Source organism: Streptomyces sp. B21-083 (genome assembly GCF_036898825.1).
Classification (GTDB): Bacteria; Actinomycetota; Actinomycetes; order Streptomycetales; family Streptomycetaceae; genus Streptomyces.
Window position 1 is genome coordinate 624,565 of record NZ_JARUND010000001.1, and the last position, 25,098, is coordinate 649,662.

The following is a 25,098-nucleotide window of genomic DNA, read 5'->3' on the forward strand; positions in this document are numbered from 1 at the left end:
CGGGCCCGGTCTGTCAAAGCAGCGTCAATGCGCGCATATAGGCTGCCTGTCTGCACCTTCGCCGTCCGTCCAGCCTGCCGGGAGAGTCACCTGTGACCGTAGCGATCGCCCCGTCCGAAACGTCTCCGACGCCCGAGTCTTCCGAAACACCCGAGATGCCCCCCGTGTCCGAGGAGTTCGACGGGTCCGAGTGGTCCGAGCCGGCCGCGGAGCCCGACGACACCGACGACGCCTCCCTCGACCCCGCCGACGTGTCCCCCCTCGTGGCGCGCGACGCGCAGGAGTTCGGGGCCTACGCGCGGACCGGAGGCTGGGCCTTCGGGCTGAAGGTGGCGCGGAGCGTGCGGCCCGGTGGTCAGGCCGCCGGTGAGACGCCGAAGGTGTCCGCCAAGGAGTTCGCCGCCCTCGCCGACTGCTCGCCCGAGCGGGTCATGCGCTACTACAAGGCCTGGGACAAGGCCGCCGACGACGGTGTCGTCCCGCACTTCGAGGCGCTGGCCCCGGGCGCGGAGGTCGAACTCCCGGGCGCCGACCTGTGGCTCACGTACTACAGCTCCCGTTCCAGCGCGGGCTCGGAGCGCGGTGCCGCCATCTCCGAGGCCGCCGAGGCGGAGGGCATCCGGCCGACGAAGGCGCTGGAGGTCGCGGAGAACCCCACCGCGCTGCGGGCCGCGATCATGGCCGACCCCTCGACCGCGCGCGCCGCACGGCACGCACTGCTCGACCGGATCAAGGAGGACCCGGACCTCCAGGCCGAGCTGGCCCGCGACATCGTCCGCACCGACGACCTCAAGAAGGCCGTGGCCACCGAGTCCCGGTCCGCCGACCGCGTCGGATACGTGCGCCAGATCGCCGAGTCCGGCCAGGTCAAGACGCCCGCCGGACAGACCATCGAAGCGCCCGTCGACCTACGTCAGGAGGCCGAGCGGCATCTGTCCCTCCTCGATGAGCTGGACGAGGACGAGGACACCGGCGAGTGGGCGAGCGAGGCCTACGACACCCTCAAGAACCTCGTCGTCGAGGCCGTCGAGGCCGACCCGGAACTGCGCGTCCAGGAACGGCGGACCAAGTTCTACAGCAACCTGACGAAGGCGACGAAGGCGTTCGAGGAACTGACCTTCGACGACGTCCAGGAGTTCGCCGAGGACGACATGGTCCAGCAGCTGGAGGAGCTCCAGGAGGCCATCGCCTCGTGCATCACGGCGCTGCGCGGGGCACGTACCTCACCCGCGTAGCGCCCTGGGGTCGCGGACACCCCCGCTTGAGTACGCGTACTCAAGCGGGGGGCCGGGACACTGCTCCACGATGGTGCTCCACCACAAGGAGCGTCCCGATGCCCGCAGTTGACACCGCTTCCCGCCCTCTCCCGTCCGCCACCGGTGCCCCGCGCCGACACCTTCCCGTGCTGCTCGCCGGGCTGGTGACCGTCGCGCTCGCGATCTCCGTGTGGCAGCCGCACGACCTGATGACCTGGTTCCTGGAGACGTTCTGGATCATGGTCGGGCTGCCCGTGATCGTCCTGACCTGGCGGCGCTTCCCGCTCACGAACCTGCTGTGCTGCCTGCTCGCGCTCCACGCGCTCGTCCTGATGGTGGGCGGCCACTACACCTACGCGCAGGTCCCGCTGGGCGACTGGGCACGCGACAGCTTCGGCCTCGACCGCAATCCGTACGACCGGCTCGGCCACCTGATGCAGGGCTTCGTGCCGGCCGTGCTCGTACGGGAGCTGCTGAGCCGGACGTCACCGCTGCGCGGCAGCCGCTGGCTCGCGCCGCTGACCGTGTGCGCCTGTCTGGCCTTCAGCGCGCTGTTCGAGATGTTCGAGTGGGCGGCCGCCGTGATCGGTGGCGCCGCCGCCGACGACTTCCTGGCCACGCAGGGCGACGTGTGGGACACGCAGTGGGACATGTTCTGCGCGCTGATCGGTGCGACCCTCTCGGTGCTCCTGCTGAGCCGCCTCCACGACCGGCAGCTCGCGGCGGTGCGCGCCCGCGCTCACTTGGTGGTGTAGCGGTGGCGCGTCCACAGCGGCAGCACGAACCAGCAGGCCAGGTACCAGGCGACGACCCCCGCGACCAGCCAGGGCACGTAACCGTCGTGGGTGGCCACCCTGAGGACCAGCAGCAACGCCGAGGTCATCGTGGCGAGCAGCAGCACCAGGCCGGCGAAGGTCAGACGCGAGGCCCAGCGCACGGCCTGCGGTTTCACCCGGCGTCCGGAGACGATCCGGTGCAGGGAGACCGGCCCGATGAGGGCGCCGGTCGCGGCGGCCCCCAGCACGACGGTGATGATGTAGATCGTGTGTTCCGTCTGTCCCAGCTGCGGGTATCTCGGGGTGAAGACGACGGTCAGCAGGAAACCGAACAGGATCTGCACACCCGTCTGCGCCACCCGCACCTCCTGGATGAGCTCGCCCCACATACGGTCGGCCCGCTCGTCCTCGGTCTCCGTGCGCCCGCGTTTGCGCGTGCCGACCTCGCCGTCCGCGTCCACCATGGTTCCTCCCGGCCCACTCGCCCTCACGTCCTGTCGGCTACGGGTTCCCCGTCACGGCGGAATCGATCAGGTCAGGACCGGACGGTTTGAGTGATCGAGGGAAGGGCTACTCGTACCGCACCACGGTGCCCACGTCGAGAAGAGGTCCGGCCATGTCCGGGACGCAGCTCACCCTCACGATCAGTGGCGGCACCGCCGCCGACGCGCAGACGGTCGTACGAACCCTGGAGTCGGCCTTCGGGCCGGCCGACGAGTCCCCGGGGGACGATGACGGCCACTCGACGGTGCACACTGCCGCGTTCACCGTCGGCACCCAGTCCCTCGCGCCCGGTCGCCCGACGAGGACGCCGCTCTCGGCGCCGGTGATGGTCACCGTGCAGGGCACGCCCACGGCCGTCCGCTGCGCAGGCGACACCCTCACCGGTACGTTCACCGCGCATGACCGGGGCAGTGTCTCCGGCGACCAGGAGCAGGAACGGCAGCTGCTCCTGGAGCCGTGACACGCCTACGCCGGTCCGCTACCAGCGGCTCTCCACCTGGGCCTTGATCCGGCGGTCGTAGAGGTCCTGGATCGCGGTGAGCGTCTCCTGCGACAGCGGCGGCAGGGCGGCGGCCGCCGCGTTGGCGCGGGCCTGCTCGGCCGAGCGGGCGCCCGGGATCACCGTGGTCACGCCGGGCTGCTGGAGGATCCAGCGCAGCGCCAGCTGCGCCGGGGTGTACCCCTCCGGGGCCAGGGCGGAGAACTCGGCCGCCGCCTCGACGCCGGTGGCGTAGTCGACACCGGAGAAGGTCTCGCCCTGGTCGAAGGCCTCGCCGTGGCGGTTGTACGTGCGGTGGTCGTTCTCGGGGAACACCGTGTCCTTGGTGTACTTGCCCGACAGCAGGCCCGAGGCGAGCGGGACCCGGGCGATGATGCCGACGCCCGCCTTCGCGGCAGCCGGGAGCACCTCGGCGAGGGGCTTCATACGGAACGCGTTGAGGATGATCTGCACGCTGGTCACGCCCGGGCGGGCGATCGCGGTGAGCGCTTCCTCGCAGGTCTCGACGCTGACGCCGTAGCGCGCGACACGCCCCTCGTCGACGAGGGTGTCCAGGGCGTCGAAGACCTCGCCGGAGGAGTAGACCGGGGTCGGCGGGCAGTGCAGCTGGACCAGTTCGATCCGGTCGACGCCGAGGTTGCGCCGCGAACGGTCGTTCCAGGCACGGAAGTTGTCGAGGACGTAGTTCTCCGGGAGCTGGTCGAGGCGACGGCCCATCTTGGTCGCGACCAGTACGTCCAGCTCGGGCCTGCCGCGCAGGAAGGCGGCGATCGTCTGCTCGCTGCGCCCGTCGCCGTACACGTCGGCGGTGTCGAAGAAGGTCACCCCCGACTCGACCGCCGCGTCCAGCACCGCGAGGGCGTCCTTGTCCTCCACGTCGCCCCAGTCGGCGCCCAGCTGCCACGTTCCGAGGCCGATGACCGACGCCCGCTGACCCGACCTACCGATTACACGCTCGTCCATGGCGTCAGTCTTACATCCGTCCGACCTGCCCGCTGACCAGGGCTACGTGTCACCCACACGGGTGAATCGATGAACGCGGCAACTAATTCGCGTCCGTCACCCTTTAGCGTGACCTGATGGCTGATCACTTGGCACGCCGCGGTTTCCTGCTCGGCGCGGCCTCCCTCGCCCTCGTGGCGATCGCCGCGGACCCGGCCGTCGCCGCCGCCGAGCTTCCCGACTTCCCGGCGGACGTCACGCCCTACCGCTCCGGCTACCGCAACTGGGTCGGCGAGATCACCGCCGACGGACTGTGGGCCTGCGCGCCGGCCGACCCCGGCCAGGTGGCCGATGTCGTCAACTGGGCCTGGCGGCACGGCTGGACGGTTCGCGCCCGGGGTTCCGCGCACGGCTGGTCGCCCCTGACGATCACCGCCGGTACGGAGTCCGGCGCGCCCGTGCTGATCGTCGACACCGCTCCGCATCTCACCGGCCTCGCCCTGGAGTCCACCGGCCCGGCCGCCGTGCGCGCCGGCACCGGTGTCACCCTGGAGGCCCTCCTCACCTACCTGGAGCGGCACGGACTCGGGGTCACCGCCGCGCCCGCGCCCGGCGACCTCACGCTGGGCGGCGCGCTGGCCGTCGACGCGCACGGCACCGCCGTACCGGCCACCGGCGAGACCCGGCTGCCCGGTCACACGTACGGCTCGCTCAGCAACCTCGTGCTGTCGCTGACGGCGGTCGTGTGGGACGAGGGCTCCGGCGCCTACGTCCTGCGGACGTTCCACCGCGACGAGGCGGACTGCGCGGCGCTCCTCACCCATCTCGGCCGGTCCCTGGTCGTCGAGGTCGTCCTGCGGGTGGGGGCGAACAGCAACCTTCGCTGTGTCAGCCGTACGGACATCCCGGCGGCCGAGCTGTTCGCGGCGCCCGGCAGCGGTTCCGGCGGCCGGACCTTCGCGAGTTTCCTGGACGAGGCCGGGCGGGTCGAGACGATCTGGTTCGCCTTCACCGAGTCCCCCTGGCTGAAGGTGTGGAGCGTCGCGCCGGCCAAGCCGCTGACCTCGCGGCGCGTGTCCTCGCCGTACAACTACCCGTTCTCCGACAACGTCCCGACCCTGGTGGCCGATCTCGTCGGGCGGATCCTCTCCGACGGGGCCTGGTATCTCGCGCCGGTGCTCGGCAACGCGCAGCTGGACGTGGCCTCGCTCGGGCTCGTGACGACGCTGTCGGCGGACCTCTGGGGGCCGTCGAAGAACACGCTGCTGTATGTCAGGCCGACGACTCTGCGGGTCACCGCCAACGGGTACGCGGTGCTGACCAGCCGGGCGCAGGTGCAGCGTGTCATCGCGGAGTTCACCGCGTTCTACCGGGAACGCCTGGCCGCGTACGCCGCGTCGGGCCGTTTCCCGGTCAACGGCACCGTCGAGATCCGCGCCACCGGCCTCGACCGCCCGGGCGACTCCGGCTCGGCCGGCGCCCACGCCCCGCTGCTGTCCGCGCTGCGGCCGGTCGACGGGCGTCCCGAGTGGGACACCGCCGTCTGGCTGGACGTACTGACGCTGCCAGGGACGCCGTACGCGGAGGAGTTCTTCCGCGAGCTCGAACAGTTCCTGATCGCGACGTACGACGGCGGGCACGCGCTGACCCGGGTCGAGTGGTCCAAGGGCTGGGCGTACACGGACTCGGCCGGGTGGAGCGACGAGGAGGTCATCGGCACGGCGGTGCCGGCCTCCTACGGAGACGCCGTGTGGCAGGAGGCGGTCGGCACCCTGGACCGGCTCGACCCGCACGGCGTGTTCGGCAACGCGTTCCTCGACCGGTTGCTGCGCTGACGTCCCGTCAGGGGGTGAGCAGGGCCTGCACGGTGGGGGCGTACCGGTCCACGATGTCGTCGATCGCCGCCTCCCGGAGGTGCGTGCCGCGGGCGATGCCGTACATGACGCCCAGGCCGAGCAGGGTGGCGACGGCCAGTTCGGCGCGCAGGCCCGGGTCGGGGCCGGTGAGGCGGCCGGCGAGGCGGTCGCTCACCTGGGTGCGGAAGTTGGCGCGCATGATGTCGCCCCGGTCGCCCTGGACGGGGGCGAACACGATCCGCAGGACGGGGTCGGCGCCGCGCTCGGTCTGGCCGGTGAGGAGATGGCGGACCATATGGCGGCCGAGTTCGTCCAGGGTCGCGTCGAGGAGAGCGTCTGCGTCCTGGTCGAAGGACATGACGCGGGCGAAGAGGGCGTCCTTGTTGCCGAAGTACTTCAGGATCAACGGCGGGCTGACACCGGCGCGTTCGGCGACCGCCTTGAGGGTGATGTCCGCCTGGGCGTGGCGGGCGAGGAGGTAACGGGCGGCGCGCAGGATGGCGTCCTTCGTCTGCTCCGCGTCCCGGCGCGGAGCAGAGGCCGGGATGGGCCCGGGGTCGGTCGTCGGTGGTGTGGGCACGGCACTCATGCTCCCTCCAACGCCCCGTCCCGCGCTCCCGGCGCGCGGCCACGGGCGCGCGGAGTGCCGCCGGAGACCCGGTCGCCGGGGATGGTGAGGGCCGCCGTGCAGGCCAGCAGGGCGACTACGCCCGCCGTCCCGAAGGCCAGCTGGTAGCCGTGCAGGGTGGGCACCGGGACACCGGCGACCAGGCTGGTGTGGCGTACCAGCACGGCGACGACGACGGCGCTGCACATGGCCTGGCCGACCGTGCGCATCAGGACGTTGACCCCGTTGGCGGAGGCGGTCTGACCGGGCGGCACGGCCCCCAGGATCAGCATGGGCAGCGCCGAGTAGGCGAAGGTGGTGCCCATGCCGACGACCGCGGCACCCACCATGATCATCCACAGGTCGCGGCTGTCCGCGATGCGCACCACATAGCCGAGCGCGATGACCGCCGTGCCGATGGCCAGGGTGACGCGCGGTCCGTACCGTGCCGAGAGGCGGGCCGAGACGGGCGAGAACACCAGCATGACGATGCCGCCGGGCAGCAGGACGAGGCCCGTCTGGACGATGGACAGGTCGAGCCCGTACCCGGTGGCCTCGGGCGCCTGGACCAGCTGGGCCGTCACCAGGGAGTTGGAGTAGAAGGCGAACCCGGTCAGCAGGGCGGCGACATGGGACAGGCCGACCCGGGGCCGGGAGACCAGCCGCAGGTCCACCAGGGGCTGCGGGGTGCGCAGTTGATGCCACCACCACAGGCCGAGCGCCGTGACGGCGCCGAGGAACAGTCCCAGGACGCGCGCGCTGCCCCACCCCCACGCGCCGCCCTCGACGATACCGAGGAGCAGACACACCAACCCGGCGGCCAGCCCCAGCGCGCCCACGACATCGAAGCGCCCCGGCTCACGGACGGGCGACTCGCGCACCGCCCACCACACCGCTGTCACGCCCACCGTGCCGAGGCCCGCGGTCGCCCAGAACATGACGTGCCAGTTCGCGTACTGGACGATCAGCGCGGCGAGCGGCAGCCCGAGGGCGGCGCCGATGCCGACGGTGGAGCTCATCAGGGCGACCGCGCTTCCGGTGCGCTCGGGCGGCAGTTCGTCGCGCAGGATGCTGATCGACAGAGGGACGACGGCGGACGCGGCGCCCTGCAGAGCGCGGGCCGTGATGAGTACGCCGATGTCGGAGGACAGGGCGCACATGACCGAGCCGATGACCATCAGCCCCAGGGCCGCGATCAGTACCCTGCGTTTGCCGTACATGTCGCCGGCGCGGCCGAGCACCGGGGTGAGAACGGCGCCGGACAGGAGGGTCGCGGTCACCATCCAGGAGACCGCGCCGGGTGAGGCTCCCGTCAGCCGGGGCAGGTCGGGCAGCAGTGGGATGACCACGGTCTGCATGACCGCCATGAGCATCCCGCCGAACGCCAGCGCCGGAACGGTCATCCGGTCGCGCAGGCGGTGCGCGGCCGGCGGGTCGGGTATCGGGACAGGCTGCTCCATCGGTACTCCAGCGGCCGGCCGCTCTGCGCGACAAAAAAGAGGTGAATGGCAATTCACCATAGCGGTGAATTGCCATTCACCCAACAACACCGGCCGTGACCTGGCTATCTGCCGGAGGCCTCGGCCTCTTCCCGGGTACGGGAGGCCAGTGCCCGTGACTGAGCGGTCCTGGCGAGCTTCGGGCCGAGCCACCGCTTGAACCGGCGCAGCGCTTCGAGGCGCCCCGCCGCCCGGTCGATGCCGTAGTACAGCTGGGGCGGCACATAGGGCAGCAGGGGTGAGTGGCGCTGGCCGAGCAGGGCGAACATGCGGGCCGGGGGCAGCCGGATGTAGCGAGGCAGGTTCTCGTACCACTGGGCGCTGTAGCGGGCGGCGCTCTGGATGGAGAGCAGTTCCGACGTGCGCCGCTCCTCGTAGGCGGTGAGGGCCGCGGGGAGGTCGGGGTGGGCGCGCAGGGCGTCGGCCAGGGCGATGGCGTCCTCCAGCGCGAGGGTGGTGCCGGCGCCGATGGAGTAGTGCGTGGTGTGGGCGGCGTCGCCGAGCAGGACGAGGTTGCCGCGGTGCCAGGTCCGGTTGGTGAGGGTGCGGAAGTTGAGCCACTGGGCGGCGCCGTCGGCGGCGGCGCGGCCGATCAGGGGGTGGCCGTCAAGCAGGTCGCCGAAGAGCTTCTCCAGCAGGGCCAGACCGTCGGCCTCGTTCGCCCGGTCGAGGCCGAGTCCGCTCCACGTCTCGGGGGCGCACTCGACGACGCAGGTGCTGTGGTCCTGGCTGTAGCCGTAGCCGTAGCACCAGATCCAGCCGTGCTCCGTCTCCTTGAAGTCGAACGTGAAGGCGTCGAACACCTTGGCGGTGCCGAGCCAGATGTACCGGTTGCGTCCGGCTCTCTGGTGGGCGCCGAAGTGTTCGGTGTGCTGTTCGCGCAGCGCGCTGTTGATGCCGTCGGCGGCCACGACGAGGTCTGCGCCGACCAGTGCCTCGTCGTCGGCGTCGGTGATCCCGTGCTCGAACTCCAGCCGTACGCCCAGTTGCCGGGCCCGGTCGGCGAGGATGTCGAGGAGCTTGTGGCGGCCGATGCCGAAGCCCTCGTCGCCCGGGTGCCTGGTCTCGCTGTCACCCACGCGGGCGACTCCGTCGTTCCAGGACACCGAGGCGTCGCCGATGGCCCGCGCGGACTCGGGGTCGTGCTCGTGGAGCTTGTCGAGCAGTCCGCGCCAGTAGGTGACGCCCCAGCCATAGGTCGAGCCCGCCGGGTCGCGCTCGTACACGGTGACCTCGTGGGACGGATCCCGCAGTTTCAACAGGATCGAGAGATACAGGCCGGCGGGCCCGCCTCCGACACAGGCGACCTTCACACACACCCCTAGCGATTACGGAAGGTGGTCAGTTCGCGTCGGAGAGTAGCAGGGTGCGAGCGCGCCGAAACGCCGTCGACCGGTCGTCCGGCGACGTGAGGGTTGACGCCGGGTGCGCTCAGACGTCGGCCGTACGGCACTCCGGGTGACCCCAGCCCTGGGCGTTCTTGGCGATGGTCTCGCCGGCCGCGTAGGACTTTCCGCAGAGGCAGCGACCGGGGAACTTGGCCTTGAGGGTGCGGCCGCCGCTGCCCGAGTTGCCGCTTCGCGGCCGGGCCGACTTCGTCCCGGACTCGCTGGACGACTTCGTGCCGGACGACTTCGTGGCCGTGGAACGCGGGGTGTCGGGCGAGGCCGGAGGCCGGGGGGAGCCGAGGTCGCTGCCGGCCGGCTGCTGCACGATCGCGGCCTGACTGGCGGCGCGGTCGGCGAAGTCGTTGAGCTTGTCGCCGTCGACCTGGTGGGCGGGTACGTAACGGAACTCGACCGAGCGGCCGTCGAGCAGTTCGTCGATACGGGCGACGAGTTCCTGGTTGGCCACCGGCTTGCCGGCGGCCGTCTTCCAGCCCTTGCGCTTCCAGCCGGGCAGCCAGGTGGTGACGGCCTTCATCGCGTACTGGGAGTCCATCCGGATCTCCAGCGGTACGTCCGGCGCGACAGCCGTCAACAGGCGTTCCAGCGCGGTGAGTTCGGCGACGTTGTTGGTGGCCCGGCCGAGCGGCCCGGCCTCCCAGCGATCGGGGTTCTCCGAGCCGTCGGCCACCACCCAGGCCCAGCCCGCAGGTCCCGGATTTCCCTTCGAAGCCCCGTCGCACGCGGCCACCACACGTTCACGCATGCGCTCGATCATGCCATGCGTGCGACGGGCTCCCGGCCCTCGTGGGCTGCCTCGCTCAGCCCACGTCCACCGACTTGGGCAGCTCGCCCGCCGTCGTCGTGACGTCGATGACGGAGAAGTTGGCGCCCTGCGGATCACTCAGGGCGGCGAACCTGCCGAACGGTGTGTCCATGGGCCCGAAGCGCAGCACGGCGCCGAGCTTCGTGGCCGTGGCGACGGCGTCGTCACAGTTGCCGACGCTGAAGTACACGTTGATGTAGGGCGGCATCTCGGGCGGGAAGTCGTCCGTCATCCGCATCCGGCCCAGCACGGTGGCGTCGCCCAGGTTGTACATACGGAAGTCGACGGCGTCGTCCTGCATCTGCTTGGCCGAGTAGCTGAAGACGTCCTGGAAGAAGGTGTCCGACTTCTCGGCCTCGCGCGTGAAGACCTCGGCCCAGCAGTAGGCGCCGGGCTGGTCCGGTCCCGCTTCGAAGCCCTCGTGGGTACCGCCCTGCCAGACGCCGAAGACGACACCGCTGGGGTCGCGGGCCAGGCACATGGTGCCGAACTCACCCACCTGCATCGGCTCCATCAGCAGCTCGCCGCCGTTGTCACGGATCCTCGAGGCGGTGGCGGCGGCGTCCGGTGAGGCCAGGTACAGGCACCACGCCGACTGCCCCTCCTGGCCGGGCATGGGCGGGACGACCGCGGCGACGGCCTTGCCGTCGGCGTACGCCTGCGTGTAGTTGCCGTACTCCGACGACGACTCGCCGAACGTCCACCCCAGCACCTCGCCGTAGAAGCTCTTGGCTCCCTCGACGTCGCTGAACATCGCGTCGGCCCAACAGGGGGTTCCCTCAGGTTGCACGGCCATGGCTGCGGCCTCTCCGGTCTCGTCGAACTCGCGGGTTGTCCGGATCCTCACGCTAGTCAGGCTTCGTCCGGGCCGCGCGCCGAACGCTCCGCGCTGTTACAGACCGGCGAGCCGGGGCACCTGTCCTCGCCCGTGCGGCTCTCCTCCAGCCGCTGAAGCCCAGGGCGCGGCAGCAACCCGCAACTGCGGTCTGATAATTTCATCGGCGCTCGTCTCCTTGGCCCCTCCCCTACCTCCAGGTGTCCAGATGTCCGCTGCACGGGTGCGACGCCGCCTCGCGGCGCGGCATGCCCGCGGCGGCCTTCCGCACCTGCTGGGCGGCGTCGTCGTCCTCGTACTCGCCCTCGCGACGTTCGCGTTCACCTGCGCGGGGTCCCTGCCCTCGCCGGACGCCGGGACCTCGCGGTCGGCGTCCGCGCACGTCGTGCACATCGCCGACCGGGACCCCTGCCAGGAGGGTCCGCACCACAGCTGTCACGCGCCCGGGCAGCACGGCGTACTCAACCACGCCCCCTTTGTCGGCGCGGACCGGGCCGCCGCGCTGGACCAGCCGAGCACGGACCCCGCCCGGCTACCACTCGGCCCGTCGCGGGTCCCGGGCGCCGCCCGCCCTCCCGACCTCCACGAACTGCAGCTGCTCCGGGTCTAGACCGTGGCCGACCCACTCAGCCACGACCATCACCCCAGCTTGCAGCGCCGTGCCCGGAGACAGGCACGGCACGGAGAAGGACATCCCATGGGTACATCCAACGCCAAGGCGAAGACCGCGGCCCGCCGCGCCCACATGGAGGAGCTGCGCAAGACCGAGCAGGCGCGTGAACGCCGTATGCGACTGCTCACGCTCGGCGCGACCGCCGTGATACTCGTCGGCCTGGTCGGCGGGGGCTGGTTGCTCGTCGACTCCGCCCAGGACAAGGAAGAGGCGAAGGCGGCGCCGATCTCGGGCGTGAAGAGCTGGTCCAAGCTCACCCAGAACCACGTCGCCAAGGCCGTCACCTACAAGATGAGCCCGCCCGTGGGCGGCGACCACAACCAGGTGTGGGTGAACTGCGACCGGCAGGTCTACACGAAGGTGGTCCCCAACGAGAACGCGGTGCACGCCCTCGAACACGGCGCTGTCTGGATCACGTACAGCGACAAGGCGGCCAAGGCGGACGTCGAGGCGCTCTCCGAGAAGGTCACCAACACGTCGTACACCTTCATGAGTCCCTACGAGGATCAGTCGTCGCCGATCGTGCTCAGCGCCTGGGAGCACCAGCTCAAGGTCGACAAGGCGTCGGACCCCCGGGTCGCCGCGTTCCTCGACAAGTACGTCCAGGGCGAGCAGACGCCCGAGCCCGGTGCCGCGTGCACGAACGGGATGACGCCGTGAACTGAGGCCCGGCCGCGGGGCGTTCGCGCCGGACGACCCCGCGCCGTCGCCCGGGTTTCCATGCCGTGGAAATTCGGTGGACCACGGGCCCTTCGGCGGCTGGGATGGGCCCATGTGTGCCATGAAGATGCATTCGGACGAGGTGGAGATCGATGCCTCGCTGGTCCGACGCCTGATCGCCCGGCAGTTTCCCGAGTGGGCGGGTCTGCCGGTGGAGCGGTTGGAGTCCGCCGGGACCGAGAACGCCATGTTCCGGCTCGGCTGTGATCTGGTCGTCCGGTTGCCGAGACATCCCGGCGCGGTCAGCAGCATCGAGCACGAGCAGCGCTGGCTCTCCCTGCTGGGGCCCCTGCTCCCGGTCGCCGTGCCCGAGCCGCTCGGGCGGGGCGGCGCCGGCGAGGAGTTCCGCTGGCCCTGGTCCGTGTACGGCTGGCTGGACGGGCGGAATCCGGCGGTCGACGCCCTCCGCTCCCCCGAGACACTGGCCCGGGAACTCGCCGGCTTCGTCCGCGCCCTGCGCCGCGTCGACGCCGGCGACGGGCCGGCCCATGCCCGGGCCGTTCCGCTGTCGGCGCGCGACACGGACACGCGCGCGGCCCTCGCCCGGCTGACGGGGACGGCGGACGCGGTCGACACGGAGGCGGTGACAGCCCTGTGGGAGAAGGCCCTGCGGGCTCCCGAACACACGGGCCCGCCGGTCTGGGCGCACGCGGACCTCTCCCCCGGGAACCTGCTGGTCACCGAGGGACGGCTGAGTGCCGTGATCGACTTCGGCTGTACCGGGATCGGTGATCCGGCCGTCGACCTGATCGTGGCCTGGAACCTGCTGCCCGCCGAGGTCCGTGACACCTTCCGCGACGCGGTCGGCGCCGACGACGCCGAATGGGCGCGCGGGCGTGGCTGGGCGCTGTCGATCTCGCTGATCCAGCTGCCGTACTACCGGGAGACGAATCCGGTGCTCGCCGCGAACTCCCGGCATGTGATCAGGGAGATCCTGGCCGAGTGAGGGCGACACCAGAGGGGTCGGCTCGGGCCCGACGGGCGGCCGGGTTCGCCCCTACTCCCCCGCGTACGCCTTCTTCAGGGCGGCGATGTCCAGTTTGCCCATGGCGTACATGGCCTTGGTGGTCCGGACGGCCTTCTCCGGGTCCGGGTCGCTGATCATCTCGATCAGGCCGTCCGGGATGACCTGCCAGGACAGGCCGTACTTGTCCTTGAGCCACCCGCAGGGGCCGCCCTCGCCGCCGCCCTCGGTGAGCTTGGCCCAGTAGTGGTCGACCTCCTGCTGGTCCGCGCAGTAGATCTGGAAGGAGACGGCCTCGCTGAACGTGAACTGCGGGCCGCCGTTCAGGGCGACGAACTTCTGGCCGTTGGCCACGAAGTCGACGGCCAGCACACCGCCGGCGGGGGCGGGGCCTGCCTCGTTGTAGTAGCCGATCCTGCCGATGGTCGAGTTCTTGAAGACCGAGACGTAGAAGTGGGCGGCTTCCTCGGCCTGGCCGTCGAACCAGAGACACGTGGTGAATCCGTCGGTGGTCATGGGGTACCTCCTGGAGCGGGAACCTGTCACCTCTTTCGACCGATCCTCGGACGGAAACTCATCGGTGGCGCGACAAGTTCTCCGCCCGGGCCGTCCCAGCGGTGACGAGCCGCTCCCGGACCAGGGGTCACTGGCCCACGCGGCCGTCGATCCGCTCGCGCAGGAGGTCGGCGTGGCCGCAGTGCCGCGCGTACTCGTTGACATGCGCCGACAGGACGTCACGGAGCTGCAGCTGCCCGCCGGGGTCGGCGCCGAGGTCGGAGAAGCCGGCGTTCGTGGTGCCGAGGTCGGAGACACCGGCGATGAATCGGTCGGTGAGTTCCGTCTCCACCCGCCACTGCTTCCAGGCGTCCTCCACGACCGCCGGATCGGCGACCGCGCCGTTCCAGTCGCCGTCACGGTCGTCGTCGGTGCGGTACAGCTTGGGCGCGTCGTCGCCGGCCATCACCCGGCGGAAGTGCCGTTCGTCCTCGGTCAGATGCCGCACCAGCCCGAGCAGGGACATCGTGGACGGCGGTACGGAGCGCCGGGCCATCTGTTCGGCGTCCAGGCCGGCGCACTTCATCTCCACGGTGAGGCGGTAGTGGCGCAGGCCTTCGAGCAGCGTGCCGCGTTCGTCGACGATCTCGGTGTCGGTCTCGCGCGGGTCGTCGTCCGGGTCGACCCACATGTCGTCATAGACGGTCGCGACCGTCCACCGAGCCGTCGTTGCCTCGTTGCCGTGCTCACGCGAATCCATGGGGGGCATCGTCGCGTGCGTCGACACGGTCCGCCACCGGTTTTCGGGGCCGGGGGGGCCGTTCCCCTGCCGCCGGCCGCCGGTTGTTCCCGCTACCGCGTCTGGTGCACGATCTGGATGAGATTGCCGCAGGTGTCGTCCAGCACGGCGGTGGTGACCGGGCCCGTCTCCAGCGGTTCCTGGGTGAAGCGCACCCCCAGCGCCCGCAGCCGGTCGTACTCCGCGTGCACGTCGGCCACGGCGAACGCGGTGGCCGGGATTCCGTCCCTGACCAGGGCGTCCCGGTACGGCTTCACCGCGGGGTGGCCGGACGGCTCCAGCAGCAGTTCGGTCCCGTCGGGGTCCTCCGGCGAGACCACGGTCAGCCACCGGTCCGCGCCCAGGGGGACCTCGGTCTTCTTCACGAAGCCCAGCACGTCCGTGTAGAAGCGCAGGGCCTTGTCCTGGTCGTCGACGAAGACGCTGGTCAGATGGATCCTCATGGTGTGCTCTCTGATCGTCGGGGTTCGTCCTGGTCCACGGCGGCTACGAGGCGGCGTCGGTCCACACCGCGGCGGGTCCGTCGTCCACGGCCGGGGCGCCGCCTATCGGCTGCTCCGCCCAGATGGTCTTGCCGCTGTGGTGGTAGCGGCTGCCCCAGCGTCTGGTGAGCTGCGCGACCAGGAACAGCCCTCGGCCGCCCTCGTCGGCCGCTCGTGCCCGGCGCAGGCGTGGCTGGGTGTTGCTGGAGTCCCGGACCTCGCACACCAGGGTGGTGCCGTCGTGGAAGAGGCGCAGTCCGACGGTGCCGCCCGCGTACCGCATCGCGTTGGTGACCAGTTCGCTGACGATCAGCTCCGTGCTGAAGGCGAGGTGGTCGAGGCCCCAGTCGGCGAGTCGGCGCGCGACCACGCTCCGCGCGTCGGCCACCGCCGCCGGGTCGTCGGGGAACCGCCAGTCGGCGATGTCGGTCGCCGGAAGCAGCCGGGGGCGGGCCAGGAGCAGCGCCATGTCGTCGCGGGGCGGCGGCTCGGCGGCGCCAGCCATGACGGCGCCGCCCATGTCCTCCAGCGTGCCCGTGCCCCGGCAGAGCGACGAGAGGGTGTCGAGCAGTTCGCGGGTGCCCTGGTCGACGTCACGCGCTCCCCGTTCCACGAGGCCGTCGGTGTAGAGCGCGAGGGTGCTGCCGGGTTCCAGGGAGAAGGTGGTGACCTCGAAGGGCATGCCGCCGACGCCGAGCGGTGGCCCCGGGGACACCTCGACCGGCCGGGCGGTGCCGTCGGGCTCGATCACCGCGGGTGCCGGATGCCCCGCGCTGGCCAGGGCGCAGCTGCCGGAGAGCGGATCGTAGACCGCGTACAGACAGGTGGCGCCTACGGTGTCCCGGTCCTGGGGATCGACTTCCTCGGCGAGTTGCTGGACGAGGTCGTCCAGATGGATGAGGAGTTCCCCGGGCTCCAGTTCGAGGTCGGCCAGCGTACGGATCGCGGTGCGCAGGCGCCCCATCATCGCCGCGGCGTGCAGACCGTGGCCGAAGACGTCGCCGACGACGAAGGCGACCCGCAGCGACGGCAGCGGGATGGCGTCGAACCAGTCGCCGCTGATGTCCGCCCCGCCCCCGGCCGGCACGTAGCAGCCCGCCGACTCGGCCGCCGCGGTCCTCGTGGTGGCGCGCGGGAGCAGCCGCTGCTGCAGGGCGACCGCCGCCCGGTGTTCGCGCGTGTACTGCCGTGCGTTGTCCACGCTGAGCGCGGCCCGCGAGGAGATGTCGAAGACCAGGTCCGCGTCTTCCTGTTCGAACGCCTCCGGCTGTTCGGTCCGCCAGACGGTCACGAAGCCCAGCAGCAGACCGCGCGCGTACAGCGGGGACACCACGGCGGAGTGCCCCTGCTCGGGCATCGTCGCCCGGATCAGTTCGGGATCGCCCAGGAGGTCGACCATCTCCTGCCGGGTCGTGTTGTAGACGGTGTCGCCGTGGATGGCGGCCCGCCGCACCTGCGGCACATCGGGGAAGCGCGGGATCAGACCGCCCACGGGAACGAGTTCGGCGGGCCAGGGGCCGGTGGCCGAGGCGACAGCCACCCGGCGGAGCCGCAGCCAGTGGCCGGGAAGGATCACCTTCGACGGTTCCTCTCCTTCCAGCACCGCCTCGGCCATCTCCACCGTCGCCATGTCCCCCAGGCCGGGGACCAGCACGTCGGCGATGTCCTGGGCGGTGCGGGTCACGTCCAGGGAGTCCCCGATACGTGCCGACGCCTCGTGGCCGACCTTGGTGCGCCGCCGTGCCCGCCGCTGTTCCGTGCTGTCGGTCAAGAACGCCGCGATCCCGGCCGGCCGGTCCTGGCCGTCCGCCAGCCGGAAGGCGGACACCGACACGTACCGCTCCCGTCCCGATCCGTCCGGCGCACGCATCCGCTGTTCCCGGGCGAGCAGCGGCGCCCCCGTCTCCAGTACCCGGCGCAGCTGGTCACCGACCTCCTGGGCGTCCTCGGCGGCGATGACGTCCTCGACCCGGTGCCCCGGTCGCAGCAGCGGCCAGCCGTGCACCTCGGCGGTGACGTTCGTGAGGAGGACCCTCAGTTCGGTGTCGCAGAGGACGACCCCGAGCAGGGACTGGGCCAGCAGGGCGGTCAGCAGCGACGATCCCTGTTCCTGTCCTCCCTCGTCTTCCCGGTCGGCCTCGTCTTCCTGTCCGGCCTCGTCGCGCGTGGGCGCCGCCAGCAGGACGATCTTGGAGGAGCCGTCCAGACGCACCTCGTCGACGGTGGCCTCGACGGGCAGGCCCGAGGCGTGCCGGAAGACGGTCTGTCCTGTTGGTACGAACGGGGCGTCGCCGCGGGCGTCCACGCTGCTCGTCGGGGCCGGATCGACGAGGAGCCCCGCCATCGGCCGACCGCAGACCTGCTCGGCCGACCGTCCCAGCAGTTCCGCCGCCGCATGCGACCAGCCCCGCACGATCCCCGCGCTGTCGAGCAGCACGACGGCGACCTCGTCGGCCGACACGTCCGCGTCGTCGTGCTCGCTCAGGGCTGCCATGGGCCACCTCACCTGCGGCGCTGTCTCCGGCGCCGCACTCCCCACTCATTATGGTGCGCCGCACGAGGTCACGCCCGGCGCTCCGGTGACGCCTGCCTGATGCGCCGACACGCGCCGACACACGTTGACCCACCGTGCCGGTACGGGTGACGATCCCGGCCGGCGGGAGGGTCGTGAAGGCCGCCCGCCGCCGCCCTCGCGGGGTCCGGCAGCACCGTGAGGCCGACGTCACAGTTCGGTCGAGGTCAAGGTCACAGCCTGGGGCTCTGCTGCGGCCGGACCTCTCTGCCCTAGCATCCGGGCATGACAGTCCTGCCCAACGACGGGCTCTCGCTGGCCGCCGAGTTCCCCTCCACGACCCATGAGCAGTGGCAGCGCCTGGTGGAAGGCGTCCTGCGCAAAGCGGGCAAGGAGGTCTCCGCCGCGACAGCCGAGGACGCGCTGTCCACCGCGCTGGAGGACGGGCTCACCACCCGGCCCCTCTACACGGCGCACGACCAGTCCCCCGACCCCGGCCTCCCCGGCTTCGCCCCCTTCGTACGCGGCGGACGCCCCGAGGGGAACACGGCCGGAGGCTGGGACGTACGGCAGCGGCACACGACCCTCGTCGGCGACGCGGTGCTCGCTGACCTGGAGAACGGCGTCTCCTCGCTCTGGCTGATGGTCGGCCCGGACGCGATCCCGGTGTCGTCGCTCGCCCGGGCCCTCGACGGCGTGTATCTCGACCTGGCCCCCGTCGTCCTCGACGCCGGACGAGAAGTCGAGCCCGCCGCAAGGGAGTTGCTGCGGCTGTACGAGGAGCGGGGCGTCGCCAGGGAGGCGGCGCGCGGCAACCTCGGTGGCGACCCGCTGGGCCACGAGGCCCGTACGGGTGAGGAGTTGGCCTTCGCGCCGGTCGTCGAGCTGGCGCGGCTGTGCGCCGAGGGGTACCCGGGGCTGCGCGCCCTGACCGTGGACGCGCTGCCGTACCACGAGGCGGGCGGCTCGGCAGCGCAGGAGCTGGGCGCGTCCCTGGCGACCGGGGTCGCGTACCTGCGCGAGCTGACGGAAGCGGGCCTGTCGGTCGAACAGGCCTGCGCACAGCTGGAGTTCCGCTACGCGGCCACCGCCGACCAGTTCCTGACGATCGCCAAGCTGCGCGCGGCCCGGCGGCTGTGGGCCCGGGTCGCCGAGGTGTCCGGGGCGCCGGCGGCCGGTGCGCAGACGCAGCACGCCGTGACCTCGCCGGTGATGATGTCGCGCCGCGACCCATGGGTGAACATGCTGCGCACGACGGTCGCCACGCTCGCCGCCGGGGTCGGCGGCGCCGACTCGGTCACCGTGCTCCCCTTCGACCACGCGCTGGGCCTGCCGGACGCGTTCGCGCGCCGCATCGCCCGCAACACCTCGACGATCCTGGTCGAGGAGTCGCATCTGGCGCGAGTGATCGACCCGGCGGGCGGCTCCTGGTACGTGGAGCGGCTCACCGACGAACTCGCCCACGCGGGCTGGGAGTTCTTCCAGTGGATCGAGGGTTCGGGCGGTCAGGCCGCCGCCCTTCGTTCCGGACGACTGGGTGAGGCACTGGCCACCACCTGGGCGGCCCGTTCCGCCAAGCTGGCCAAGCGGCGCGAACCCATCACCGGGGTCAGCGAGTTCCCGAATCTCGCCGAGCGCCTCCCGGACCGCGAGCCCGCGCCCGAGCCGCCGCCCGGAGGGCTTCCCCGGGTACGGCGCGACGAGGCGTACGAGGCTCTGCGCGCCCGCTCCGACGCCCACCTCGCCGCCACCGGGTCCCGGCCGCGTGTCTATCTGGCGACCATCGGTCCGGCCGCCGCCCACAGTGCGCGGACGACCTTCGTCTCGAACCTCTTCCAGGCCGGCGGTATCGAGCCCGTCACGGAGGGCACGTTCGAGGAGAGCGGCGCCACCGAGGTGTGCCTCTGCTCAAGTGACACGCTGTACGAGGAGCAGGCCGCGACCGTGGCGGCCGGGCTGAAGGCGGCCGGCGCCTCACATGTGTTCCTCGCCGGCCGCCCCGGGCAGTACACGGACGTGGACGCGTACGTCTTCGCGGGCTGCGACGCCGTCGCCGTGCTCTCCGCCACCCTCGACCGCATGGGAGCGATCTGATGGGAATCCCCGACTTCTCCAAGATCGAACTGGGGACCCCGACCGCCCGGGCCGACGCCGGCGACTGGCATACGGCCGTCAAGGGGGCCACCGGCTCGGACGGGACCTTCTGGGAGACTCCGGAGGGCATCGCGGTCAAGCCGCTGTACACCGGCCGTGACCTGGAGGGCCTGGACTTCCTGGAGACGTATCCGGGTGCCGCCCCGTATCTGCGCGGCCCCTACCCGACGATGTACGTCAACCAGCCCTGGACGATCCGCCAGTACGCCGGTTTCTCCACCGCCGAGGAGTCGAACGCCTTCTACCGCCGCAACCTCGCGGCCGGCCAGAAGGGCCTGTCGGTCGCCTTCGACCTGCCCACGCACCGGGGTTACGACAGCGACCACCCGCGCGTGACCGGTGACGTCGGGATGGCGGGCGTCGCCATCGACTCGATCCTCGACATGCGGCAGCTCTTCGACGGCATCCCGCTCGACAGGATGACCGTGTCGATGACGATGAACGGCGCCGTGCTGCCCGTTCTCGCGCTCTACATCGTGGCGGCGGAGGAACAAGGGGTGCCGCCCGAGAAGCTGGCCGGGACCATTCAGAACGACATCCTCAAGGAGTTCATGGTCCGCAACACCTACATCTATCCGCCGAAGCCGTCGATGCGGATCATCTCCGACATCTTCGCCTTCACCTCGCAGCGGATGCCCCGCTACAACTCCATCTCGATCTCCGGCTATCACATCCAGGAGGCGGGTGCGACGGCCGATCTGGAGCTGGCGTACACGCTCGCGGACGGTGTCGAGTACATCCGGGCGGGCCGCGAAGTAGGCCTGGACGTCGACGCGTTCGCACCCCGGCTCTCCTTCTTCTGGGCGATCGGCATGAACTTCTTCATGGAGATCGCCAAGTTGCGCGCGGCGCGCCTGCTGTGGGCGAAGCTGGTCAGGCAGTTCGACCCGCAGAACGCCAAGTCCCTTTCCCTGCGCACCCATTCGCAGACCTCCGGCTGGTCGCTGACGGCGCAGGACGTGTTCAACAACGTGACGCGTACGGCCGTGGAGGCGATGGCCGCGACGCAGGGCCACACCCAGTCGCTGCACACCAACGCCCTGGACGAGGCGCTCGCGCTGCCCACCGACTTCTCGGCGCGCATCGCCCGCAACACCCAGTTGCTGATCCAGCAGGAGTCGGGCACGACCCGGGTCATCGACCCGTGGGGCGGCAGCGCGTACGTGGAGAAGCTGACGTACGACCTCGCGCGCCGTGCCTGGCAGCACATCGAGGAGGTCGAGGCGGCGGGCGGTATGGCCAAGGCCATAGACGCGGGCATCCCCAAGCTGCGCATCGAGGAGGCCGCGGCCCGCACGCAGGCCCGTATCGACTCCGGGCGGCAGCCGGTGATCGGCGTCAACAAGTACCGCGTGGAGACCGACGAGCGGATCGACGTCCTCAAGGTCGACAACTCCTCCGTACGCACCCAGCAGATCGAGAAGCTGCGGCGGCTGCGCGCGGAGCGCGACGAGCGGGCCTGCCAGGACTCGCTGGACGCCCTGACCCGGGCGGCCGGCGGTGAGGGCAACCTGCTGGAGCTGGCGGTGAACGCCGCCCGCGCGAAGGCGACGGTCGGCGAGATCTCCGACGCGCTGGAGAAGGTGTACGGGCGGCACGCGGGCCAGATCCGTACGATCGCCGGGGTGTATCGCAACGAAGCAGGCGAGTCCCCGTCCGTCGACCGCACCCGCACCCTGGTGGACGCCTTCGAGGAGGCCGAGGGGCGCCGGCCGCGCATCCTGGTCGCCAAGATGGGCCAGGACGGCCACGACCGGGGCCAGAAGGTGATCGCCACCGCCTTCGCCGACCTCGGCTTCGACGTCGACGTCGGCCCCCTGTTCCAGACCCCCGGCGAGGTCGCGCGGCAGGCGGTGGAGGCGGACGTCCACATCGTCGGGGTGTCCTCGCTGGCCGCCGGGCACCTCACCCTCGTACCGGCGCTGCGCGAGGAGCTGGCGGCCGAGGGACGGGAGGACATCATGATCGTCGTCGGCGGGGTGATCCCGCCGCAGGATGTGCCGACCCTCCTGGAGATGGGCGCGGCTGCCGTGTTCCCGCCCGGGACGGTGATCCCGGACGCGGCGCACGACCTCGTCCAGCGGCTCTCGGCCGACCTCGGGCACGACCTGTGATCGATCTCGACGCGTACGTCAAGGGCGTGGTCGACGGGAAGCGGGCGATCGTGGCGCGGGCCATCACCCTCGTCGAGTCGACCCGGCCCCAGCACCGGGCGCTGGCGCAGGAGTTGCTGACCGCGCTGCTCCCGCACAGCGGCCGGGCCCGGCGGATCGGGGTCAGCGGGGTGCCGGGGGTCGGCAAGTCGACGTTCATCGACGCGTTCGGCACGATGCTGACCGGGCTGGGGCACCGGGTGGCGGTGCTCGCCGTGGACCCGTCCTCCAGCCGTACCGGCGGCTCGATCCTGGGTGACAAGACGCGGATGGAACGACTGGCCGTCGACCCTGCGGCCTTCATCCGGCCCTCCCCCACCGCGGGCACGCTGGGCGGGGTCGCCAAGGCGACACGTGAGTCGATCGTGGTGATGGAGGCGGCGGGCTACGACGTGGTGCTGGTGGAGACCGTCGGCGTCGGCCAGTCCGAGACGGCCGTCGCCAACATGGTCGACTCGTTCCTGCTGTTGACGCTGGCCCGCACCGGCGACCAGTTGCAGGGCATCAAGAAGGGCGTGCTGGAGCTGGCGGACGTCATCGCCGTCAACAAGGCGGACGGCCCGCACGAGCGCGACGCCCAGGCCGCCGCACGGGAACTGGCGGGCGCCCTGCGGCTGATGCACGGCCATGACGTGGCCTGGACACCGCCGGTGCTTACGTGCAGCGCCCGCGAGTCGACCGGTCTGGACAGCGTCTGGGACCGCCTCGAACAGCATCGCACCCTGCTCGACTCGACCGGCCGCCTCGCCGCCAAACGCCGTGACCAGCAGGTCGACTGGACCTGGACGATGGTCCGCGACGACCTGCTGGGCCGCCTGCACGCCGACGAGGCCGTACGTGCGCTCACGCCGGGCCTCGAACAGCAGGTGCGGGACGGCGAGTTGACGGCCACCCTCGCCGCCGAGCGCATCCTCAGGGCCTTCGGCGGCGGAAGCCACTGACCGTACGGACGCCCGGGGCCGTCCGGCGCCGGACGGGCAGCCGTCTCAACAGGGGTGCCCCCAGGCGCGGGTGAGGTCGCGCAGGGCCTCGGGCACGTCCTCGGCGGCCGGCAGCGGCCGGGCCTTCTGGATCTTCCCTGAGAAATTCCTGAAACCCCTCCCCTGCCCGGCCGCCGCATGGTTGATGATGGGCGGGTCATGACCATGCTCCGTACGCCCACCACGCGTTCCGCGCCACTGCCCGTGTTCCGGGCAGCGGTGTTCGCGGTCGTCGGCACGGTGCTCGGGGTCAGCGCGCACCATCTCGTCGCCGAGGGGCCGGCCCCGTGGCGGTCGAGTATGGCGGCGGCGGTGCTGCTGTTCGCCGTGGGACTCGCCGGCACCCGGCGCCCGCGTTCGCTCGCCGCGGTGGTGGTGACCAGCGCGACGGCGCAGACCGGACTGCATGTGTGGCTGACGGCCGTTCACGGCCGCCCGTCGGGAGCCACGTCCGCGGCCATGCCCGTGGCCGCGCACACGCATCATGCGATGTCCGCCCATGGGAGCTGGCCCGGGCGGCCGCACGACTCGGCGGCGATGACCGTCCTCCACGCCGTGGCCGCCGTACTCGTCGCCGTGCTGCTGCACCGCGCGGACGCGGCCTGTTGGTCGCTGGCGCGCGGTCTGACCGGGGCCGTCGACGCGGTGCGGACGCGGATCGCCACCGTCCGGGCGCTGCTCGCCGGCCTGCCGGTGCCGACCGGGCGCGGATCGCGGGCGCGCCGCCCGCGCCGGACGGACCTGCCGCCGCTCGGGGCCGTGTTCCTCACGAACGTGCTGGTACGGCGGGGTCCTCCGCCGGCGTGGTACGCCCACGCCAACTGACCCTGCGGAACGGCCCGACGCAGGTCGGCCGCTCCGTGCCACCGCACGCCCGGAAAGACACCGGAGACACCCATGTTCACTGCCCCCGTCCAGCACGGCACCGCGCGACGCCTGACCCTCGCGGCCGTCGCCGCCGGCACCCTCGTCCTCCTCACGGCCGGGCCGGTCGCCGCCCACGTGGAGGTCGAGTCCGACAAGGCCCAGGCGCTCGCGGAGAACGTCGAGATCTCCTTCGACGCGGAGGCGGAGTCCGACACCGCGGGGATCGCCGCGGTCCGGGTGATCCTGCCCAAGGGCATCGCGCCCGGCGACGTGACCTACGGCGCAGGTCCCAAGGGCTGGAAGTTCACCGCCGCCGACGACGGCTACACGATCAAGGGCCCAGCCCTGAAGGCCGGTGTGAACGCCGAGTACTCCGTCGTCGTACGGCAGCTGCCCGATGTGAAGGAGCTCGCCTTCAAGTCGCTGCAGACCTACAGCGACGGCAAGATCGACCGCTGGATCGAGCTGGACGAGACCAGTGAGCAGCCCGCGCCAGTACTCAAACTGAAGGCCGCCGCGCCGGGTGCGAAGCCGGTCAGCCCGTCGCCGAGCGAGCCGGCGTCCGAGTCACCGTCTCCGTCCGCGTCGCCGACACCCACGGTGGAGCCGACGGAGGCATCGGCCTCCCCGGCGGCGGAGGCGAAGAGCGACGACGACGGGATGTCCGCGGTCGCCTGGATCGGCATCGGGGCCGTCGTGGTCGTGGCGGCGGGCGCGGCCGCCTACCTCGTACGACGCAGGGGAGCCGGCGAGCGGTAACAGTCCGCCACCTCAGCCCGGGGGTCTGGGGACAGCGCCCCCAGGGATGGGATGGCACGGGTAGGGGCGGCGGGGGCGAGATCGGGCCGCCGTCCCTCAGTCGTGCGGTGCGCTGCCGCTGACCCGGTGGTCGGCGTGGCTCAACGCCTCCATCACCAGGCGGCGGAGATGCCCGTCCCGCAGGCTGTAGTGGACGTACCGGCCCTCTCGCCGGGTCTCCACCAGCCCGGCGAGCCGCAGCTTCGCCAGATGCTGGCTGACCGCCGTCCGCGACGCCTCGCACCGCTCGGTCAGCGAGCCGACGTCCGACTCCCCCTGCGCGAGCAGCCACAGCAGATGGAGCCGCGTCGCGTCGGACAGGAGCGCGAACACCTCTGTCGCCTCCGCGAGACGCGCGCTGTCCGGAGCACGCAGGTGCGCATGGGCCGCAGTTGGCAAAGTCTCGCGAGCTGGCATGCCCTCAGCGTAGAGGCAGGACGGACCCGTCGAGAGTGCCGACGTACCGATTCCCGCATCAACATGTGCACAGGTGCGCACCTATGGCTAGAGTGGAGT

General features: G+C 71.5%; 24 protein-coding genes. 12 read left to right on the plus strand and 12 right to left on the minus strand.

Going from position 1 to position 25,098, the window contains the following annotated elements; translation table 11 throughout:
- Positions 1–92: 92 nt before the first annotated feature.
- Positions 93–1,235, plus strand: coding sequence for a hypothetical protein (locus QA861_RS02840; protein WP_334586584.1), 1,143 nt, complete (start codon positions 93–95; stop codon positions 1,233–1,235).
- Between the two features lie 98 nt (positions 1,236–1,333).
- A complete protein-coding gene (locus QA861_RS02845; RefSeq protein ID WP_334586585.1) occupies positions 1,334–2,011 on the plus strand; it encodes a DUF2238 domain-containing protein in 678 nt (225 codons plus the stop codon).
- Here the strand turns inward: QA861_RS02845 and QA861_RS02850 are convergent.
- Positions 1,996–2,496 carry a DUF6328 family protein gene (locus QA861_RS02850; protein WP_334586586.1) on the minus strand — a complete coding sequence of 167 codons (501 nt, stop codon included), beginning with the start codon at positions 2,494–2,496 and terminating at the stop codon, positions 1,996–1,998. The genes QA861_RS02845 and QA861_RS02850 overlap by 16 nt on opposite strands.
- Before the next feature lie 152 nt (positions 2,497–2,648).
- Between QA861_RS02850 and QA861_RS02855 the strand changes: the two genes are divergently transcribed.
- Positions 2,649–2,996: a hypothetical protein gene (locus QA861_RS02855; protein WP_334586587.1), complete on the plus strand. Its 348-nt coding sequence runs from the start codon at positions 2,649–2,651 to the stop codon at positions 2,994–2,996.
- 18 nt (positions 2,997–3,014) lie between these two features.
- On the opposite strand, the gene QA861_RS02860 is transcribed toward QA861_RS02855, so the two are convergent.
- The gene (locus QA861_RS02860) at positions 3,015–3,998 is read right to left on the minus strand and encodes an aldo/keto reductase (RefSeq protein WP_334586588.1); all 984 of its coding nucleotides are present in this window, start codon (positions 3,996–3,998) and stop codon (positions 3,015–3,017) included.
- Between the two features lie 116 nt (positions 3,999–4,114).
- On the opposite strand from QA861_RS02860, the gene QA861_RS02865 reads away from it, so the two are divergent.
- Entirely contained in the window at positions 4,115–5,812 is a 1,698-nt protein-coding gene (locus tag QA861_RS02865; protein ID WP_334586589.1) for a cholesterol oxidase substrate-binding domain-containing protein, read from the plus strand.
- A 7-nt stretch (positions 5,813–5,819) separates the two neighbouring features.
- On the opposite strand, the gene QA861_RS02870 is transcribed toward QA861_RS02865, so the two are convergent.
- The 5 genes from QA861_RS02870 to QA861_RS02890 form a co-directional block, all read right to left on the minus strand.
- Complete coding sequence (locus tag QA861_RS02870; RefSeq protein ID WP_334586590.1) at positions 5,820–6,422, minus strand: TetR/AcrR family transcriptional regulator; 603 nt, start codon at positions 6,420–6,422, stop codon at positions 5,820–5,822.
- Positions 6,419–7,900 carry an MFS transporter gene (locus QA861_RS02875; RefSeq protein ID WP_334586591.1) on the minus strand — a complete coding sequence of 494 codons (1,482 nt, stop codon included), beginning with the start codon at positions 7,898–7,900 and terminating at the stop codon, positions 6,419–6,421. The genes QA861_RS02870 and QA861_RS02875 overlap by 4 nt, the downstream gene beginning before the upstream one ends.
- A gap of 104 nt (positions 7,901–8,004) precedes the next feature.
- Positions 8,005–9,252 (minus strand): FAD-dependent monooxygenase, encoded by a 1,248-nt coding sequence (locus QA861_RS02880; RefSeq protein WP_334586592.1) that lies wholly within the window; start codon positions 9,250–9,252, stop codon positions 8,005–8,007.
- A gap of 118 nt (positions 9,253–9,370) precedes the next feature.
- The gene (locus tag QA861_RS02885) at positions 9,371–10,102 is read right to left on the minus strand and encodes a ribonuclease H family protein (protein WP_334586593.1); all 732 of its coding nucleotides are present in this window, start codon (positions 10,100–10,102) and stop codon (positions 9,371–9,373) included.
- A gap of 43 nt (positions 10,103–10,145) precedes the next feature.
- Entirely contained in the window at positions 10,146–10,946 is an 801-nt protein-coding gene (locus QA861_RS02890; protein WP_334590434.1) for a VOC family protein, read from the minus strand.
- 247 nt (positions 10,947–11,193) lie between these two features.
- On the opposite strand from QA861_RS02890, the gene QA861_RS02895 reads away from it, so the two are divergent.
- From QA861_RS02895 to QA861_RS02905, 3 genes are all read left to right on the plus strand, one after another.
- A complete protein-coding gene (locus QA861_RS02895) occupies positions 11,194–11,595 on the plus strand; it encodes a hypothetical protein (RefSeq protein WP_334586594.1) in 402 nt (133 codons plus the stop codon).
- Between the two features lie 87 nt (positions 11,596–11,682).
- On the plus strand, positions 11,683–12,318 hold the full coding sequence (locus QA861_RS02900) for a thioredoxin-like domain-containing protein (protein ID WP_334586595.1): 636 nt from the start codon (positions 11,683–11,685) through the stop codon (positions 12,316–12,318).
- Positions 12,319–12,430: 112 nt separating this feature from the next.
- A complete protein-coding gene (locus tag QA861_RS02905; protein WP_334586596.1) occupies positions 12,431–13,324 on the plus strand; it encodes an aminoglycoside phosphotransferase family protein in 894 nt (297 codons plus the stop codon).
- A 51-nt stretch (positions 13,325–13,375) separates the two neighbouring features.
- Here QA861_RS02905 and QA861_RS02910 read toward each other — a convergent pair whose 3' ends face one another.
- The 4 genes from QA861_RS02910 to QA861_RS02925 form a co-directional block, all read right to left on the minus strand.
- Positions 13,376–13,858 carry a VOC family protein gene (locus QA861_RS02910; protein WP_334586597.1) on the minus strand — a complete coding sequence of 161 codons (483 nt, stop codon included), beginning with the start codon at positions 13,856–13,858 and terminating at the stop codon, positions 13,376–13,378.
- A gap of 127 nt (positions 13,859–13,985) precedes the next feature.
- Positions 13,986–14,597, minus strand: a complete 612-nt coding sequence (locus QA861_RS02915; protein ID WP_334586598.1) for a DinB family protein — start codon at positions 14,595–14,597, stop codon at positions 13,986–13,988.
- A 92-nt stretch (positions 14,598–14,689) separates the two neighbouring features.
- A complete protein-coding gene (locus QA861_RS02920; protein WP_334586599.1) occupies positions 14,690–15,079 on the minus strand; it encodes a VOC family protein in 390 nt (129 codons plus the stop codon).
- A 43-nt stretch (positions 15,080–15,122) separates the two neighbouring features.
- Positions 15,123–17,612, minus strand: coding sequence for a SpoIIE family protein phosphatase (locus QA861_RS02925; protein ID WP_334586600.1), 2,490 nt, complete (start codon positions 17,610–17,612; stop codon positions 15,123–15,125).
- A 303-nt stretch (positions 17,613–17,915) separates the two neighbouring features.
- On the opposite strand from QA861_RS02925, the gene QA861_RS02930 reads away from it, so the two are divergent.
- The 5 genes from QA861_RS02930 to QA861_RS02950 all read left to right on the plus strand — a co-directional run bounded on the left by QA861_RS02930 (position 17,916) and on the right by QA861_RS02950 (position 24,543).
- The gene (locus QA861_RS02930) at positions 17,916–19,724 is read left to right on the plus strand and encodes a methylmalonyl-CoA mutase family protein (RefSeq protein ID WP_334586601.1); all 1,809 of its coding nucleotides are present in this window, start codon (positions 17,916–17,918) and stop codon (positions 19,722–19,724) included.
- Positions 19,724–21,898 (plus strand): methylmalonyl-CoA mutase, encoded by a 2,175-nt coding sequence (gene scpA, locus QA861_RS02935; RefSeq protein ID WP_334586602.1) that lies wholly within the window; start codon positions 19,724–19,726, stop codon positions 21,896–21,898. The genes QA861_RS02930 and scpA overlap by 1 nt, the downstream gene beginning before the upstream one ends.
- Positions 21,895–22,878, plus strand: a complete 984-nt coding sequence (gene meaB, locus QA861_RS02940) for a methylmalonyl Co-A mutase-associated GTPase MeaB (protein ID WP_334586603.1) — start codon at positions 21,895–21,897, stop codon at positions 22,876–22,878. Before scpA ends, meaB begins: the two co-directional genes overlap by 4 nt.
- A 198-nt stretch (positions 22,879–23,076) precedes the next feature.
- The gene (locus QA861_RS02945) at positions 23,077–23,742 is read left to right on the plus strand and encodes a hypothetical protein (RefSeq protein WP_334586604.1); all 666 of its coding nucleotides are present in this window, start codon (positions 23,077–23,079) and stop codon (positions 23,740–23,742) included.
- 72 nt (positions 23,743–23,814) lie between these two features.
- Positions 23,815–24,543, plus strand: a complete 729-nt coding sequence (locus QA861_RS02950) for a DUF1775 domain-containing protein (RefSeq protein WP_334586605.1) — start codon at positions 23,815–23,817, stop codon at positions 24,541–24,543.
- Between the two features lie 96 nt (positions 24,544–24,639).
- Here the strand turns inward: QA861_RS02950 and QA861_RS02955 are convergent, their stop codons facing one another.
- Positions 24,640–24,999, minus strand: a complete 360-nt coding sequence (locus QA861_RS02955) for an ArsR/SmtB family transcription factor (RefSeq protein WP_334586607.1) — start codon at positions 24,997–24,999, stop codon at positions 24,640–24,642.
- Between the last annotated feature and the right edge of the window lie 99 nt (positions 25,000–25,098).